14 protein-coding genes and 2 pseudogenes are annotated in these 16,240 nt (G+C 70.3%); 4 read left to right on the top strand and 12 right to left on the bottom strand.

What is annotated here, in order from left to right; genetic code table 11:
* Positions 1 to 336 precede the first annotated feature (336 nt).
* Positions 337 to 729, bottom strand: a pseudogene (locus OHS17_RS33800) (helix-turn-helix domain-containing protein); the annotation flags it as partial.
* 59 nt (positions 730 to 788) lie between these two features.
* Between OHS17_RS33800 and OHS17_RS33795 the strand changes: the two are divergent.
* Entirely contained in the window at positions 789 to 1,322 is a 534-nt protein-coding gene (locus OHS17_RS33795) for a DinB family protein (RefSeq protein ID WP_330315607.1), read from the top strand.
* 593 nt (positions 1,323 to 1,915) lie between these two features.
* Here the strand turns inward: OHS17_RS33795 and OHS17_RS33790 are convergent.
* On the bottom strand, positions 1,916 to 2,209 hold the full coding sequence (locus OHS17_RS33790) for an ArsR/SmtB family transcription factor (RefSeq protein ID WP_330315606.1): 294 nt from the start codon (positions 2,207 to 2,209) through the stop codon (positions 1,916 to 1,918).
* A 21-nt stretch (positions 2,210 to 2,230) separates the two neighbouring features.
* Here OHS17_RS33790 and OHS17_RS33785 point away from each other — a divergent pair.
* Both OHS17_RS33785 and OHS17_RS33780 read left to right on the top strand, forming a co-directional pair.
* Positions 2,231 to 3,115: pseudogene (locus OHS17_RS33785) on the top strand (MFS transporter); the annotation flags it as partial.
* A 210-nt stretch (positions 3,116 to 3,325) separates the two neighbouring features.
* Complete coding sequence (locus OHS17_RS33780) at positions 3,326 to 3,856, top strand: hypothetical protein (protein WP_330315605.1); 531 nt, start codon at positions 3,326 to 3,328, stop codon at positions 3,854 to 3,856.
* Between the two features lie 63 nt (positions 3,857 to 3,919).
* Here the strand turns inward: OHS17_RS33780 and OHS17_RS33775 are convergent, their stop codons facing one another.
* The 6 genes from OHS17_RS33775 to OHS17_RS33750 all read right to left on the bottom strand — a co-directional run bounded on the left by OHS17_RS33775 (position 3,920) and on the right by OHS17_RS33750 (position 10,906).
* Entirely contained in the window at positions 3,920 to 4,816 is an 897-nt protein-coding gene (locus tag OHS17_RS33775) for a ParB/RepB/Spo0J family partition protein (RefSeq protein ID WP_161211710.1), read from the bottom strand.
* Complete coding sequence (locus OHS17_RS33770) at positions 4,813 to 6,051, bottom strand: ParA family protein (RefSeq protein WP_161211709.1); 1,239 nt, start codon at positions 6,049 to 6,051, stop codon at positions 4,813 to 4,815. Before OHS17_RS33770 ends, OHS17_RS33775 begins: the two co-directional genes overlap by 4 nt.
* Before the next feature lie 229 nt (positions 6,052 to 6,280).
* Positions 6,281 to 6,664, bottom strand: coding sequence for a DUF6009 family protein (locus OHS17_RS33765; protein WP_018106295.1), 384 nt, complete (start codon positions 6,662 to 6,664; stop codon positions 6,281 to 6,283).
* Positions 6,665 to 6,787: 123 nt separating this feature from the next.
* Positions 6,788 to 8,326 (bottom strand): DNA primase family protein, encoded by a 1,539-nt coding sequence (locus OHS17_RS33760; protein WP_330315604.1) that lies wholly within the window; start codon positions 8,324 to 8,326, stop codon positions 6,788 to 6,790.
* Complete coding sequence (locus OHS17_RS33755) at positions 8,323 to 9,348, bottom strand: bifunctional DNA primase/polymerase (RefSeq protein WP_330315614.1); 1,026 nt, start codon at positions 9,346 to 9,348, stop codon at positions 8,323 to 8,325. The genes OHS17_RS33760 and OHS17_RS33755 overlap by 4 nt, the downstream gene beginning before the upstream one ends.
* A gap of 691 nt (positions 9,349 to 10,039) precedes the next feature.
* Positions 10,040 to 10,906, bottom strand: a complete 867-nt coding sequence (locus OHS17_RS33750; protein ID WP_330315603.1) for an NAD(P)H-binding protein — start codon at positions 10,904 to 10,906, stop codon at positions 10,040 to 10,042.
* 125 nt (positions 10,907 to 11,031) lie between these two features.
* On the opposite strand from OHS17_RS33750, the gene OHS17_RS33745 reads away from it, so the two are divergent.
* The gene (locus OHS17_RS33745; RefSeq protein ID WP_330315602.1) at positions 11,032 to 11,703 is read left to right on the top strand and encodes a ScbR family autoregulator-binding transcription factor; all 672 of its coding nucleotides are present in this window, start codon (positions 11,032 to 11,034) and stop codon (positions 11,701 to 11,703) included.
* A gap of 31 nt (positions 11,704 to 11,734) precedes the next feature.
* On the opposite strand, the gene OHS17_RS33740 is transcribed toward OHS17_RS33745, so the two are convergent.
* From OHS17_RS33740 to OHS17_RS33725, 4 genes are all read right to left on the bottom strand, one after another.
* Positions 11,735 to 13,231, bottom strand: coding sequence for an FAD-dependent monooxygenase (locus tag OHS17_RS33740; RefSeq protein ID WP_330315601.1), 1,497 nt, complete (start codon positions 13,229 to 13,231; stop codon positions 11,735 to 11,737).
* 112 nt (positions 13,232 to 13,343) lie between these two features.
* Positions 13,344 to 13,736 carry a DUF6009 family protein gene (locus OHS17_RS33735; protein ID WP_330315600.1) on the bottom strand — a complete coding sequence of 131 codons (393 nt, stop codon included), beginning with the start codon at positions 13,734 to 13,736 and terminating at the stop codon, positions 13,344 to 13,346.
* Complete coding sequence (locus tag OHS17_RS33730) at positions 13,733 to 15,220, bottom strand: DNA primase family protein (RefSeq protein WP_018106288.1); 1,488 nt, start codon at positions 15,218 to 15,220, stop codon at positions 13,733 to 13,735. Before OHS17_RS33730 ends, OHS17_RS33735 begins: the two co-directional genes overlap by 4 nt.
* 17 nt (positions 15,221 to 15,237) lie before the next feature.
* Positions 15,238 to 16,206, bottom strand: a complete 969-nt coding sequence (locus OHS17_RS33725) for a bifunctional DNA primase/polymerase (protein ID WP_383168657.1) — start codon at positions 16,204 to 16,206, stop codon at positions 15,238 to 15,240.
* Positions 16,207 to 16,240 lie beyond the last annotated feature (34 nt).

Raw genomic sequence — 16,240 nt, 5'->3', positions numbered from 1 at the left:
TCCCTTATCGCTGCGCGATAAGCAAGCGAAGCGCCGCGCTTCGCTTGGCGCGCCCGTCCGCTTCGCTCCAGGGCTGTGAAGCCGGCTCGCTTCGCTCCCCGGCCCGCGCGAAGCGCGGGCGTTCCCTCCGCTTCGCTCCGTGAAACCACTTCTCCCCCTCAATTCAGCGAACGGGTTTTACTTCACAGCTCCTTGACGCTTTATCGCAGTGTGTCAGAGGTTCCGCTTCGCTCCACCTCAACCCGTTCGCTTCGCTCCCGGGTACCGAGCCCGCTCCGCGGGCTGCTGGCCATATGATCCCTGTCCGGTCGATCCTGCCCTAGCTCACTGAAGGAGTGGTGCTTCATTCTGAATTCTAGATGAACTATGGAGCCATGGTACGAGCCCGGTGCGCTGGTAGCTGCCGTCGGCGATGGTCATGGTGTTGCCAAAGACTCCCATGCCGCCGGATTTCTCCCAGCCGCGCGAGTCGTGACGATTGCCCGGCGGCGGTCGGCCGCTGACTTGGAGACGCCGAAGAGCGGCGCAAGCTGGCACCGTCAAATTCATGCGCCAGTAGGTCGCGATCAGAAGGACGCGGCCCTCCAGCGGCAGGCCCCACGGCCGTCCGCGCCGCGGCTCGTACGCGATCTAGCGGCGCACTACGGTCACCAACTTGCCGAAGCCACTCGCGCTCAGCCCGGTGAACGGGGCTATCCAGGAGGGCTCCGACGCCCTGATCACAAACATCCACATCGAGATCAGGGCAGGGAGTACGGCCGACTCCGCATCCGCGCTACGTTCGCAAGATGCAGCAACCTCCCGAACAGGTCCCCGCGCTCCTCGATGGCCCGGCCGTCGACGTCTCTGACGTCCAGGAACTGCTCCTCGGCTACCTGGAGTGGTACCGGGCAGCCCTGATGCGGAAGCTCGACGGACTCTCCGACGACCAGCTTCGCATGCCGGTCGAACCACTCGGCTGGTCACCGCTCGGCCTGGTCCAGCATCTCGGGTGGGTCGAACGCCGCTGGCTGCGATGGGGATTCGGCGCTCAGGACGTCGTCGCTTATCCACCCGGCGGAGATGCCGAGGAGTGGACGGTCGCCGCCGACACCTCCACCGCTCAGGTCATCGCCACCTACCAAGCGGAGGTAACCGCCGCGAACTACCTCACGGCACCCGCCGCGTTAAGGGACAAGGCACGCCTCGGGGGCCGCTTCACGACGCCCGACCAAGCACCCTCGCTCGGGCGGATCCTCTTCCACCTGCTCCAGGAGTACGCCCGCCACGTCGGTCACCTCGACGTCGCCCGCGAGCTCATCGACGGCCAGACCGGCGAGTAAAACTCCGGGAACTGCTGATGCATTGCGGAACAGCCTTTGGTTATGGGTTTGTTCCTGAGGCTGCCACCCTGAAGCGCCGCCGCGGCCTCAGGGTGGCAGCCAGCGTCGGCACAGTGACCAGGAGATGCTGGCTCGATCAAGGTAGCCATGGTCGACCTCATGGGTCGACGACTCACCCACGAATCCACCTCGAACTGGCGCGACCTCTAAGTCAGGAGGGAGCTCCTTGAACAGGGCATTGCCAGTCGGCCGAGTCGATCGCGTTCTCCTCCGTGTCACTGAGGTGGAAGCAGTTGCCGTTGACCCACACCGTGACCGATTCGGGCCGATGGTCCACCTGGAATGGTTCGCCCCTCCGCAGAGTCCCGGACCATGAACCATCCTCTGCAGGCGAGTGGGTAACAACGACCCACGTCTGCTTCGGGAGCATCTGGTGCGTCTCTGCCCAGGGCTCCACGGTCAACTCCAGCGCGGACTCACCTCCATTGCTGATCAGCACCCGCGCCATTCCGGCACTGCCCATTCCCTGCCCCCTCCGTGTCGCATCGGTGCCGATTATTACGGCGTAATAGTGCGCGGTCGGCGCGTCTCCCCTACGGCTCCGGGGTCCAGGCCGCTACCAGGTCGAGGAGGCCCGGGAAGCGGGTGTTGAGGTCTTCTGTGCGGATGTGGCTGCGGCGTTCCAGGCCGTATTGGCGTTGGCGGGTGATGCCGGCTTCGCGTAGAGCCTTGAAGTGGTGGGTGAGGGAGGACTTGGGGCGGTCCAGGTTGAACCAGCCGCAGGGGTGGTCGTACTGGTCCGATTCCAGGAGGAGTTTGCGGACGATCGTCAGGCGCAGGGGGTCGCTGAGCGCCCCCAGGACGGTCTCCAGGCGCAGGGTCTCCACTGCGGGTTCCGGTAGGGGGTCCGGGAGTTCACCGGGATCGCCGTCGGGGCCGTTGTCTCGGCCGGGATGGCGGCAGTGACCGACGTGGCAGGGCCAGGGCGACGGCGTCTCGCCGCTCTGCTCGCCTCCTGCGCGATGGTCTTCGGGGCCGGTCTCGGGCCGCTCCTGGCCGGGGTGTTCTCCGAGACGCTGCCCGCGCCCACCGTCACCGTCTTCGTCGTGGAGGCCGTATTGCTCGTGACGGCGGTGGGCGCCGTGGTGCGGATGCCACTGCGGCGGCCCGACCCGTCGGTGAAGGGCGCTGCGTGGGTGCGGGTGCCAGGGGTGCCGCGCGGGAATCGTCGTCAGCTCTGGCTGGGGATCGCGGTGTTCGCGCCGGGCATCACCGCGACCTCCTTCGTTCTGTCGCTCGGGCCCTCGCTGCTGTCGGGGCTGCTCGGGACGACCAGCCGGATCGTCACCGGTGCCATGGCCTTCGCCATGTTCCTCACCGCCACCGGTGTGCAGTTCGCCGTCCAGCGGCTCTCTCGGCCCTCCATCCTGACTGCCGGGGCCGTCAGCACGGTGCTGAGCATGATCGCCCTGATCGCCGCCGTACGGGGCGCCTCGGTGGTGACGCTGATCGCCTCCGCGCTGCTTGCCGGGGCGGGGCAGGGCATGGGGCAGCTCGGCGGTCTGTCGCTGCTCAACTCGAGCGTGCCGCCCGGGCGTCTTGCCGAGGCCAATGCCGCGCTGAATGTGGGCGGTTACGTGCCGGCGGGGTTGCTGCCCGTGTCCGTCGGGTACCTCAGCGACGGTGTGGGGCTGACCGGTGCCGCCACGGTGTTCGGTGTCGTCCTCGCGGGGCTCGCGGTCGCGGGCGGTGCGGTGGTGCTCGCCGGGCGGCGGCAGAGCGATGAGGGCTGAGGAACGGACGCCGCCGCCGGAGTATTACGGCGTAATAATGCTGCGGCCGGGTGGGACCGGTGCGGGAAATATTACGGCGTAATACTGCGGCGGTCCCTAGGAGGAGGCGGGTCTCCCCCGCGCGGGTGAGGTAGTGGTGCGGAATCTCGCTCCGGGCCGATCGGGAGCTCGTACCCGGAGCCGACGACTGCGGGACGGCGTGCCAACAGGATGGTGCACATGACTTCCACACCGCCTCGCTGGGCCGTCAGCGCCGCCCACCTCTGCACGCTCGTCACGCTGCCGACCGGCATCTGGCGCCTTCTTCTGGCGACGGGCCACACGGTCGGCTACACCGACGCGGCATACGCGGCGATGGACTTCACCGGCTGGGGTGCGGGATACGTACTCGGCCTCAGCGTGCTCAGCGAGGCGGTCGCGCTCCTGACGCTCGGGCTCGTACGGCCGTGGGGTGAGGTACTTCCCCTCTGGATTCCCCGGCTCGGCGGGCGTTCTCTCCCCCGGCTCGCTGTCGTCGTCCCGGCTGCCCTCGGGGCCCTGGTGCTGACGGTTCTGTGGACGCCGCTCGTCGCCTGGTGGGCGCTTCCCCACCCCGATCTGACCACGAACGGCAGCGCGGTCGTGGGCCTGCTCTATCTGCCTCTGGTCGCCTGGGGGCCGCTGCTCGGCGCGGTGACTGTCTCGTACCACCGCCGCCGTGTGGGCGGGAAGCAGGCTGCGGCCTCGGTTATTACGCCGTAATAGCCGAAGGGCTGGGTGCGCATTATTACGGCGTAATAGTGCGCACCCAGCCCTGTGCGGCGGCTACTTCTCCGCCCTCATCCGCTTCGACTCCTCGATCTTGAAGTCGACGAGCAGCTCCGTGAGCTTGCGGCGGGACGAGACGTCGAGCTCCTCGATGATCAGGCTCGCCAGGGTGTAGGCGTCGGTCGAGGGCAGACGGGTGGGGGGCTCCGCGGGGGACTGCCGCTTCTGCTTGGGGGTGCGGGGTTTCTGGGGCCTGGTGGCCTTCAGCTGCTGGAGGTGGGCCTCCTGGTCCTCGGCCTTCTTCTTGCCGACCAGGCGCAGCGTGGCCGCCGATTCCTCGCCCGACTGGAGCTTCTCCTTGAGCGAGGGAGTCAGGGTCAGCAGCGCGAGGCGCTGGGAGACCCAGCCCTGGGAGCGGTGGAGGCGGGCGGCGAGGGCTTCCTGGGTGCCGTGGATCTTCAGGAGCTGTTCCAGGGCCTTGGCCTCGTCCAGGTGGTTGAGCTCCTGGCGGTGGATGTTGGCGACGAGGGCCGATTCCAGTATCTCGTCGGGGTTGCTGCCCAGCTTGTCGTCCAGCATCACTTTGATCTCGGTGAGGCCGGCTTCGCGGGAGGCGGCGAGGCGGGAGTTGCCGTCGATGACGACGTACTTGGTGCCGGGTTCGAGGTCGTCCTCACGGCCCGGATTGCCTTCGAGGTAGGCGAAGCGGCCCATGATGCTGATCGCGGTCTTCTGCCCGTGGTCGCGGAGGCTGTTGGCGAGGTCCGTGAGGTCGCCGAGGTCGGACCTCGGGTTGTCGGGGTTCAGGCTGATGATGTCGACGGAGAGCTGGACCGGGGGCGGGGCGCCCTCGGTCGGAGCGGCCGCGACCTGGTTGATGGCGGCGCGGCGGGCGCTGATGGACTGGGTCTGGCCGAAGGAGGAGCCGGCGCCGAGCCGGGATGCCTTGCTCATGAGATCTCCCTGGCGAGGGCACGCAGGCCGACGGCCTGGTCGCTGCGGGGGGAGTAGGCGAGCAGGGGCTGCTTCACGCGTACGGCCTCCTTCTGTTCCTTGAGGTCGCCGATGACGCCGACGACCCGGGGATCCTTTATGTCCATCCAGGAGTTAAGGGACGAGGTGGCGATGTAGCCGCGGCGGGCGTCGTAGTGGTTGACGACGATGCCGAGGTAGTCGAGTTCGAGGTGCATGTCGTCGCGGAGGTCCTCGATCTGGGAGGTGAGGAGTCCGTAGGCGTCGGCGGAGCTGTCCTCGGCCTGGACGACGACGAGGACGCCGGAGTTGCCCGGGGCCTCGCCCTGGCGGCGGCGGCCGTAGTAGGCGGCGGCGTCCATGCTGAGGCCGAGGCTCGGCGGGCAGTCGATGATGACGGCGTCGTAGTCGGCCTCGACGGCGGACAGGGCGCGCTCCAGGGCTGCTTCGCGGGCCCGGACCCCGGAGAGCTTGACGTCCAGGAGGAAGGCGTCGGTGCAGGCGGGCAGCAGGTGGAGGCGGTCGCCGAAGCGGGGGTCCTCGATGGGGACGATGAGGTCGGCCAGGCTGCCCTTGGCCTCGCCGGCCATGTGCTTGGTGAGGCTGTCGCCCTCGATGGGCAGCGGCTGGTGGCCGAGCTGCTTGGTGAGGTGGCACTGGGGGTCGAAGTCCACGAGGAGGACGCGCAGTCCGAGTCCGGGGAGGTCCTCGTAATCGAGGGGCGAGGAGTCCTCGCCCTCGGCGAGGGCGGCCGCGAAGTGCTTGGAGATGCGGACCGGGTGGAGCGCGCCGGGGTCCTCGGCGAGGGCTTCGCCGGTGCCTGCGGCGATGGCGGTCTTGCCGACGCCGCCCTTCTGGTTGCAGGTGATGATGCGCTTCGGGTGCTCGGGGCGTACGACGGTGGGCGCCGGGTTCGTCTCCAGCCACATCATGACGGACTGGGCGAGGCCCTGGATGAGCGAGACGCCCCGGGAGGCGCAGTCGGCGCGGAAGCCGTCCCACTGGCCGTCAGGCAGGAAGGTGGCGAAGGACTTGGCGCCGGCGGTGTCGATGGGGGAGAGGTTGGATCCGAGGCGCCGCCATGCCTCGATGCCCGCTTCAACGGCGTGCTGGATGTCGATGTTGTGCTGGGCGGCCCGGATCTTCAGGTCCTGTTGCAGTACCGGGGGGAGCTTGGAGACGACCTTCTCGCGGTCGCCGGGGGAGGGCGAAGTCATGGCAGCCACCTTACTAACCCCGATGATCCTTTTCGGTATCGACGCGTTAGTTGTAGCTGTTTTTTGTTTGAGGGACGCTTCAAGAGCCCGGCTCCTGGGTGGGTGGGGAGCCGGGCTTAGAGGGCTGGGGGAGGGGGCCGAGGGAGGGGCCGGGGCGGTTATTACGGCGTAATACGGCAGCGGGGGCGGGGTGGGGGGATTATTACGGCGTAATAGTCCCCCCACCCGGTCAGTTGCCGGTCTCCGCCGTCGCGGCGAGGCCGCGTTGTGAACGGGGCGTCTTGTCGCCGACGCGCTTCGGCTCGATGGTGCTCGGGTCGACCGCCTCGCCGGGGGCGCCCTCGTGGTACGGGCCGTCGGGGTCGGCGTCGCGGTCGTGGGGGAGCAGGAAGAAGACCCGGCGCAGATGGAGTCCGCTGTCGGGGTCGGCCTCGGTGTGGGCCTCCAGCTCGGTGTAGCCGACCATGCGTCCGTCCCGTTCGTAGCGGGGCTTCCCTCGGCGGCGAGTGGTCTTGTCGAGCGCCTGGCGTACGTAGTCCAGGTTGTCGGGGTTCTCCAGCCAGACCACGGCATTCTCGTGGTGGAGGTCGCTCTCGTTCAGCAGCGAGCTCATGGCTGCAGCCCCTTTGTGTGTCGGCCGGCCGGGAGAAGGCCGGGGTGGGTGTGAGCACGTTCCCTGGTGGGGGCACCGTGTTCATGGTAGGCCGGACGGGCGGGTGTGTGCCCGGTGCGTACGTCAGGCATGGCCGGTCCTGGAGTCTTCGTCGGCGAGGAGGCCCAGGCCGGGGTAGTACTTCTTGCCGCTGGACTTCATCATGTCGGCGGGCGAGGCGAGGGAGAGTTCCTGGCGGACCCGGGTCGCGAACGCGCGGGCCGTGGCGGGACGGATGCCTTCGCCGGCTCCGCACCAGCTGCTGTACGCGGCGTACAGCAGGCCCTGTTCCACGCGGAGCTCCGCGGTGTGGGTGGTGCAGCACTCGGCGAGGAAGCGGCCGATGTGGTCCTCGGTGGTGGCGTAGGCGGCGGTGGCCGAGCGGACCGTGGCGGGGCCGTCGAGCGGGTCGCGGGTGGCCAGGTAGAGCTTGGCGCCCTCGATGAGCCACTGCAGGATGCCGGGGCCCTCGCTCTGGACGAGCTCCTTGGCGAGGTTGTCGATCTTGCGGGCTGCGGGGACGACGCGTTCGAACGGGATGAGGCGGATGCGTCGCCAGAACGCATGCCCGCCGGTGCCGACTTCGGGACGGTGGTTGCCCAGCAGCCAGAGTTTGTGGGTGGGGTTGAAGCTGAAGAAGTCCTGTCGCATCCGCCGGGCCATGATGCGGTCACCGCCGGTCAGCAGCTTCACCCGGGACTCGTCGAACTTGTCGTTCGGCTTGAGCTCCGAGCAGACGACGATGCGCCGGCCGTGCAGTTCGGTGAGCTCGGTGGAGTGCTCGGAGAACTTGCCCTTCTCCATGAGGAAGCCCGGCGGTGCGGCCTGCGCGTAGTCGCCGAGGATCTGCGTCATCACGTCCAGCAGCACGGACTTGCCGTTCGCGCCGGTCCCGTAGAGGAACGGCAGCACCTGCGCGCCGACGTCGCCGGTGACGGAGTAGCCGAGGAGCAGGTGGAGGAAGTGGATCGTCTCCTCGCCCTTGGCGTCGTCGCCGAACGTGTCGTGGAGGAAGCGGTGCCAGCGCGGGGTCGGCGTCTCCTCGGGCGCGACGCTCGTGGCCCGGGAGTGCATGTCGCCCTCGGGGTCGGGCTTGCGTAGGTTCCCGGTGTGGAGGTCCACGACGCCGGCAGGGGTGCACAGGGCGTAGGGGTCGCCGTCCAGAACGTCCGGGTCCAGGGCGAGGGCGGGGGAGGCCTTCGCCTGCGTGAGCATGGCCTTGATGCCGGGGGTCGACATGGAGCGGCGGCGGTGCGCGCGCAGTTCCCGGTCCGTGAACTGGCCGGTGGGATCGGTGGGGGGCATCTGCTCGGCCAGGTCGCCCGCCGCCCAGACCGCGGCCTTCTCTCCGCCCGTGCGCTTCCAGCGGTACTGGTCCCAGTGGTACCAGCCCAGGCCCTCGACGTGCCGGAACTGGTCTCCGAACATCACGGCGAAGAGCTTGGCGTTGCCCCGGTCGGTCAGGAGGGAGGGCAGCCGGCCCTCGGGCGGGGCCGGTTCTCTGACCGCCGAGGCGTTCTGCTGGGCGGGCAGGCCGGGAAGGCCGCCCTCGGCTTCGAGGGCGAGCATCTGCTGCGCTGCGGCAGTGGCGTCGAAGCGCGGGCTGCTGTCGGCGCTGCTCATGGGCGTCCTTCGGGATCGAGCGGGCGGGCTGCGCCGGCGGACAGGGCTGAGGCGATGACGGTGAGGCTGTGCCGGTGGCGGTGCGGGCGTGCGGCGTCGGCCGCTTCGGTGAGCAGGTCCTGGGCGCGGGGCTCGGTGAGGCGCCCGGCGGCGACGAGTCCGCCCGCGGTGTAGGCGGCCCGGTTGAGCTTCTCGGTGAAAGCCGTGCCCTCGGCGGCCGCCGCGCAGGCCCGGACCTCGGCGAGCAGCGACTCCAGTACCCGGAGCGCGCGCGGGGTGCCCCGGGAGAGGCGTGTCGCGCGTACGGGACGGGGCGCGGGGACTCGTACGGGCTCGGGGCCCGGTGTGTGGCCGGTACGCAGGAGTTCGGCCGCGAGCCAGTCGGGGAGGAGTGCGGGCATGCGGGCCGGGCCGACGGGGGTGTAGGTGCCCGCGCGGGTGCGGGTGGACGGGGTGACGATGTAGCCGCCGGTGGCCCGGACGTCGACCTGCCAGGCCAGGGCGACCTTCGGGCTGGAACCCACGGACGAGCGGTAGCTCGGTCCGCCGGGCGCGGTGCGGTACCAGATGTGGAGGCCGCCGGACGGGGTGCGGACGCGCAGGGTGGCCTCGTCGTCCGCGGGGCTGGGGTGACCGCGCAGGGCGGCGAGGAGCGCAAGGGTGTCGAAGCCGGAGGCCAGGCCGGTGAGGTTGACGCTCTCGTGGATCGGGATGCCGGGCAGCAGCCGGTCGCGGTGGGGGACTTCGGAACTATGTGCGTCGATGTCCAGTACGACGAGGCCGGCCGGGCCGCACGAGACGCCGACGCCGAGCGTGGGGTTGACGCCCCACCAGGCGGCCAGGCGTTCCGGGTCGGTGGTCGCGGCGTGGAAGCCGTGGCACCACTTCCCGGCGGGCAGGCAGGGGCAGTCCGCCGGACGGTGAGGATCCTCGCGGCAGGCCGGGCAGTTGCCCGCGGGAGTCTTGCGGCCGACGGCCAGTGGGTGGACGGGCCAGCCGTTCGCCGCGCACCAACGGGCCATGTCGAAGGGACTCGTGGGTCCCGCCGTACGCGAGCCACTGGTCTCTCTTTGACGCGGCACGCTGATCGTCCTTGCCGAGGGGCCAACAGGTTGTTCAGTCCTGAACGATTCAGTCCCTTCAGGGAAAGCCCAGGTCAGAGCGGTCCTACTGCCGGGCTGAGGGACTGAAGGGACTGAGTTTTCAGATTCGGATCAGAGCCTACAACAGGCGTCCCGCAGTGGGCGGGACTCTTCGTTCCGCGAGTCCCTTCGGTCCCTTCCCCCGGGGCGTGTTGTGCCTCCGGGCCGGGCGCGTCGGACGAGTGGGCCCGGCGTCGCGAGGAGGGACCGAAAGGGAGGGACTGAACACAGAACGGAGGGACTGGAAGTTTCGGTCCCTCTTCAGTCCCTCGGGTAAAAGTGCAGGTCAGGGGCTTGCGGGTCAAAATCGGAGGGACTGAAGGGACTCAAGGTCAGTAGTTATCAGCGCTTCAGGACCAGAGTAGTAGGTACAAAGGGATATATAGGGTTGTTCTACGCGCGTGCGCATACACACGCACCCACAATTGGCTTATAACTACCAACCTTGAGTCCCTTCAGTCCCTTTGGGCCCTGGGTTTTGGCAAACGCAAGCCTCTGACCTGCGACTTTGTCCGAGGGACCGAAGAGGGACCGAACGGTGAGGGACTGAACGGACTCCGGTCCCTGGTCCCTAGTTGCTTGCGGTGGGGTCGGGTCGGAACGCGTCCAGGTGGTCGGACGCCCAGTCGTGGAACGTCCGGGCGGGGCGCCCGAGCAGGTCGGGGAGGGTGGGGTCCACGACCGCCTTGGAGCCGCTGTGCTGCCGTCTGGCGCTCTCCAGGAGGGCGGAGGCGATATCGGCCGGGTAGCGCGCTTCCAGGCCCGTACGGGCCTGCTGAGGGCTCAGCTCCTCGAAGCGCAGCGGTCGGCCGAGGAGCTCGGCGAGCTGGGCCGTCTGTTCGGCAGCCGACAGGGCCTGAGGGCCGGTCAGGGTGTAGGCCCCGCCCGCGTGGTCCTGGTCCCGGTCGGTGAGGGCCAGGGCCGCCACCTCCGCGACGTCCCCGGGATCGACGCAGGCGTTCGCGGAGGTGCCGTACAGGGCACGCACGACCTGGGCTGAGCGGATCGAGCGGGCCCAGGACAGGGTGTTGGACATGAAGGCGCGCGGGCGCAGCAGGGTCCAGCCGATGCCCGAGGCGCGCAGCAGGTCCTCGTTGTGGCGCTGGCGACGGGTGATCAGGTCGGCGGCGGCGGGGTCCGTGACGGCGGCCGCCGAGAGCTTGACGATGTGCCGGACGCCGGCCGCGCGGGCCGGGTCCAGGAAGCGTGTGTCGTCGTCGCCATCGGGATTCGTGACCAGGAAGGCCGTGTGGACGTTGTGCAGAGCGTCCGTCAGGGAGGCGGGGTCGGTGAAGTCTCCGTGGACGATCCGGGCAGTCGGAGGGGCGCCGGTGACCCGCCCGGGCTGTCTGGCCATGATGCGTACGGGCCGGTCCGAGGGGAGACGGCGGAGCACTTCACGGCCGATCGTCCCGGTTGCGCCCGTGACGAGGATCATGGTTTCCCTTTCCTGCCGGACATTTCCCCGACGAGGGTGGAGGGGAGAGGCCGGCCTGTAAGATACGAACTGGACGGTTTATTTATCCCCCCACGTTCGACCACCCCGAGGAGGGAGGAGACACAGTGGCTGAGCAGCTGCGGGCCATCCGTACCCGGCAGACGATTCTTTCGGCGGCTGCCAAGATCTTTGAGGAGCACGGGTACCAAGCGGCCACGATCTCCCAGATCCTCACCGAGGCGGGGGTGACCAAGGGCGCGCTGTACTTCCACTTCCACTCCAAGGAAGACCTGGCGCAGGGCGTCCTCTCCGAGCAGGACCAGCGGATCATCGTGCCGATCCGCGCGTCCAAGGTGCAGGAGGTCGTGGACGTCGTGATGCTCCAGGCGCACCGCCTCCAGACCGACCCGATGGTCCGGGCGGGTGTCCGGCTGACGATGGACCAGCTGACGCAGAACCTCGACCGCAGCGGCCCGTTCCTGCGGTGGGGCGAGGTCGGTCTCGACCTGCTCCAGCAGGCGCAGGCCCAGGGCGAGTTGCTGCCGCACATCTCGCCGCCTGAGACGGCCGAGGTCATCGTGGGCTCCTTCGCCGGTATCCAGTCCATGTCGCAGGCCGTGTGCGAGTACCGCGATCTGGTGGTGCGGGTGTCCGCCCTGATGCGGCATCTGCTGCCCAGCGCGGTGGTGCCGTCCGTGCTGGCCTCGCTCGACCTGTCCGAGACCCGGGGCGCCAAGGTGTACGCGGAGGCCGTGAAGGCGGCCGACCTGCGCGATGTCCTGGAGACCGCGAGCTGACAGCAGCCGGGCGCCCCGGCGTCCGCCGGGCTCACCCGGCCGGGGCGCCCGGGCCGAAGTACGCCGTCAGGACCCGCCGCGGGCCGCCGTCGCCGGGGACCCAGGCGAGGTAGCCGTCGGGCCTCAGCAGTGCCGCCTCGTACGGCACGCCCGGCGTGGGCCGCACCTCCACAGTGCGCAGGATCCCCGTCCAGGCCCGGGCCTCCTCCCGGTGGCGGACCGCTTTCTCGCCGAGGAGCAGCAGGAGCGGCCGTCCGTCGTGCAGCAGGCGGATGACGTCGGTGTCGCCGTCCGGGGTGCTGAGTGCGGTGTTGCCGAGGTACGTCCCCGCGGCCGGTCCGCCCGCGCCGGTGGGGTCGGGCAGGACGGTGTCCTGAGCGCTGATCAGGCCGCTGAGGTGACCGCTCCCGCCCTCGTCCGCGAGCAGGCTGGTGAACACCGTGCGCAGGGCGTCCGCTTCGGGGCCGGGGCGCATCAGGGCGAGCTGGGCCAGGGTGCCGTCGATCACGCGGCGGGCGAGCGGCCGGCGTTCGGCGTCGTAGCTGCTCAGCAGGGCGGGGCCCGCCGAGCCGTGCACCGCCAGGGCGAGCTTCCAGCTCAGGTTCAGCGCGTCGAGCACGCCGGTGCTCAGGCCCTGGCCGCCGATGGGGAAGTGGACGTGCGCGGCGTCCCCGACCAGGAAGACCCGTCCCCGGGCGAACGTGCGGGCCAGGCGGGCGAAGTCGCTGAAGCGGCTCAGCCAGTGCGGGGAGTGCATCGCTATGTCCCGGCCCGCGAGGTGCGCCACCTCGCGGTGCAGCTCCTCCAGTGTGACGGGCCGGTGCCGGTCCGGGTGGGCACCGGCGCAGTTGAGCGTCCGCAGGTGGGTGCGGTCACCCTCGTGCTTGGCGACGATCCAGCCGCGCGGGGTGCGGTGCCAGCCCTTGGGCAGGGCACCCGGATCGGCCAGAGTCACGGTCCCCATCAGCGCGGACACCGTGGCCGGAAAGGTGTCCGACTCGATGCCCGCCCGGGCGCGGACCGTGCTGCGGGCGCCGTCCGCGCCGACCAGGTACCCGGCCTGGAAGTGCTCAGGCCCCTCGTGGCCCTCCGCCGTGACGCGTACGCCGTCCGCGTCCTGGACGGCGTCGGTGAGGCGGCGGCCGCGCAGGATACGGGCCCCGGCGGCGCGCGCCCGGGCCTCCAAGTGCCGTTCCAGGACGGCCTGGGCGCACTTCAGGACCGGCTCCGGTTCGTCCGGGGGAGCGGTGATGGTCAGGCCGGGGAGCCCTGCGAAGTGGAAGGCGCTGGTGGCGGGTTCGGCCGCGTACGAGGGCGGGGGCGGCCCCGGGAGGTGGCCCCGGCGGGCCAGGGACTGCACCGCGCGGGCGTGCAGCGTGGTCGCCTTGGGCTGGTCGGAGACCTCGGACCTGGGTTCGAGCACTACGGTGTCGACGCCGTACGCCGCGAGTTCGGCCGCCACGAGCAGGCCGACGGGGCCTCCGCCCGCGATGAGCACCTGGGCTTGGATGAGACGTTCCCCCTGCACGGCGGTGCCCTCCCTGTCCGTGGTTGTCCCCCGACGACAGAAATATACCGGACATGCTGTTTTTTAACCATCCTGGCCCGGATCCGGACCAGGAACCGCCGTGGGCGTACCGCTATGGCTGAAGTTCCCGGGCGGCCGCCGACGACATCGGGCCGCCCTCCGAACGCTCGGTCTTGTGCCCCTTGCTGCCCGGGGCAAGCGTCCGTACGTCCACGGCCTCGGCCGGTGCGCCCCGCGCGTACAGCCCCTCGGGTTCGGTGTCCCGGTCGTGGGGGAGGAGCCAGAACACCCGGCGCCGGAAGGTGCCCGAGGAGCGCGACGGCTTGGCCTTCGGGCCGAGGAGGGCGTAGCCGACCATTCTTCCGTCGCGGTGGTAGGCGGGCTTGCCCCGGCGGGTCGGGAGGCGGTCCAGGCTCTGACGGACGTAGTCGAGCACGGTGATGTCCTCAAGCCACACGAGGTCGACCTCGTGGACGATCTCGTCTTCTGCGATGAGGGCGCTCATACTGTCTCCTCGTCCGCGAGCAGGCCGATGCCCGGGTAGTACTTGCGCTGGTTGGAAAAGATCATTTCCTTCGGTGATGCCAGCCCCACCACTTCGCGGATGTGCGCCGCGAAGGCTCGCGACGAAATCGCCGGAACGCCCTCATTCTGGCACCAGCGCTTGTACGCCGCGTAGAGGTGTGCCTGTTCGGCGCGGAGCCCGGCGTCGAGCCGACAGGTCTCGCCGACGAACCGCCCGGTGTGGTCCTCGGTCTCCGCGTACACGGTCGTCGCGATCCGTACCCGCTCGGGCCCCGAGAGGTCCTTGTCGCCGCCCAGGTAGCGACGGGCGCCCTCGATCAGCCAGTTGAGGATGCCCGGCCCCTCTTGGGTGACCAGGATGTCCGCCAGGTTGTCGATCTTGCGGTGGTCCGAGACGACGCGTTCGAACGGGATGAGGCGCATGCGCCGCCAGAACGCGAAGCCGCCCGTGCCGACTTCGGGGCGGTGGTTGCCCAGCAGCCACATCTTGTGGGTCGGTTCGAAGCTGAAGAAGTCCTGCCGCATCCGGCGGGCCTTGATCCGGTCCCCGCCGGTCAGGAGCTTGACCCGGGCCTCGTCGAAGCGGTCGCCCGGCTTGACCTCGCTGCACACGATGACCCGCCGGCCGTGCAGTTCGGCGAGGTCCGTGGGGTGGCCCTCGTACGGGCGTGACATCAGGAAGCCGGGCGGCGCCGCGTCCGCGTAGTCCCTCAGGAGCTTCATCAGGACGTCCAGCAGGACCGACTTGCCGTTCTTGCCGGAGCCGAACAGGAACGGCATGACCTGGCCGCCGACGTCACCGGTGATGGAGTAGCCGAGCAGCAGCTGGAGGAAGGAGATCATCTCCTCGCCGTCCGGGCCCTCGCCGAAGGTGTCGGCCAGGAAGCGGTCCCAGCGCGGTGTGGGCATCGCCTGGGGGGCCGCCGAGGTGGAGCGGGAGTGGAAGTCCTTCGTGGGCTCGGCGGGGCGGATGAAGCCGGTCCGCAGGTCCACCACGCCCGCCGGAGTGCACAGCGCGTACGGATCGGCGTCCAGGAGCGCCGCGTTGAGAACCATGCCCGGGGCGGACCTGGCCTGGGTCAGCATCGCGTTCATCCCGCTCGTGCTGAGCGTGCGCCGCCGGTGCTGCTGGAGCGCGGCAGGGGTGAAGACGCCGCGCGGGTCGGTGGTGGCGAGGGATTCCGCCAGGTCGCCCGCCGACCACATCACCGTGTCGTCCTCGTCGAACTGCCAGCGGGTGCCGTCCCAGCGGAACCAGCCGATGCCGGGCACATGCCGGTAGTCGTTGCAGTAGAGCCTGACGAACAGCTTGGCGTTGCCCCGGTCGGTGAGGGTGTCGGGCAGCAGCCCGTCCGACGTGGCGTACGGCGTGGACGCGTCGTCGCGCTGCCGGGTCTGGGGCACGGGCTGGGCGAGGATCTGCGCGGCCACGGCCCGTACGTCGAAGGAGGGTGAGGGAAGCACTCTGTCCTGGTCCGCACTCACGCGCGCCCCCCGAGGGCCAGCGGCCGCAGCCGCCCCGCGCCCAGCCCGCCCCGGATGATGGCGAGGCTCCGCCGCTCCTGGTCCGGGCGGGCCAGCCCGGCGGCCTCCCGCAACTGCCGTACCGCCTCGTCCTCGGGGAGGTATCCGGCGGCGACGAGACCGCCCGCCGTGTACGCGGCCCGGTTCAGCTTCTCGGAGAACGCGGCGCCCTCGGGCACGGACGCGCAGGCGGCGACCTCGGCGAGGAGGCCCGTCAGCAGGCGCTCGCCCGGCGCGTCGGACCGGCCGCCCGCCGCGAGCACCGCTTGCCGGGCCCGGGGCGGCACGGGTCTCGGCCCCGGCGCGGGGCTGGTGGGCAGGTGGCCGGTGCGCTGGAGCTCCCGGGCGAGCCAGGCGGGCAGCGGGGCGGGGGTGCGTACGGCTCCGACCGGACGGTAGGTCCCGGCCGCGGTGACGGTGCCGGGCGCGACGATGTACCCGCCGTGCGCCCGGACGTCGACCTGCCAGGCGAGGGCCCGCCCGCTGCCCGAACCGGCCGAGCACTGCCAGCGGTGGCCGCCATCGTTGCGGTACCAGACGTGCATGCCGCCCGACGGGGTGCGGACCCGGAGCGTGGACGCGTCGTCCGCGGGACTGGTGACGCCGCGCAGGGCGGCCAACAGGCCCAGGGTGTGGAAGCCGTTGGCCAGGCCGGTCAGGTCGATTCCGGTGGCTATCCCGACGCCCGGCAACAGGCGGTCCCGGCGCGGGAGTTTGCGGGCGTGCGCGTCGACGTCGATGACGACGAGGCCTGCCGGGCCGGTGGCGACGCCGACCCCGAGGTCCGGGCGGATGCTCCACCACTGCCCGATCCGGTCGAGGTCGAGCGTCGCGGCGTGGAACCCGTGGCACCAGCGGCCTGCCCGCAGACAGCCGCACCGGGCGCGGTCGTGGTCCGGGCGGCGGCATGCCTCGCAGTTGGCCACCGGTGTCTTGCGGCCCGGCGCAAGAGGATGAACC

Source organism: Streptomyces sp. NBC_00523 (genome assembly GCF_036346615.1).
Classification (GTDB): Bacteria; Actinomycetota; Actinomycetes; order Streptomycetales; family Streptomycetaceae; genus Streptomyces.
Note: the sequence above shows the minus strand (reverse complement) of the source record. Positions and strands in the feature narration are given on the sequence as shown.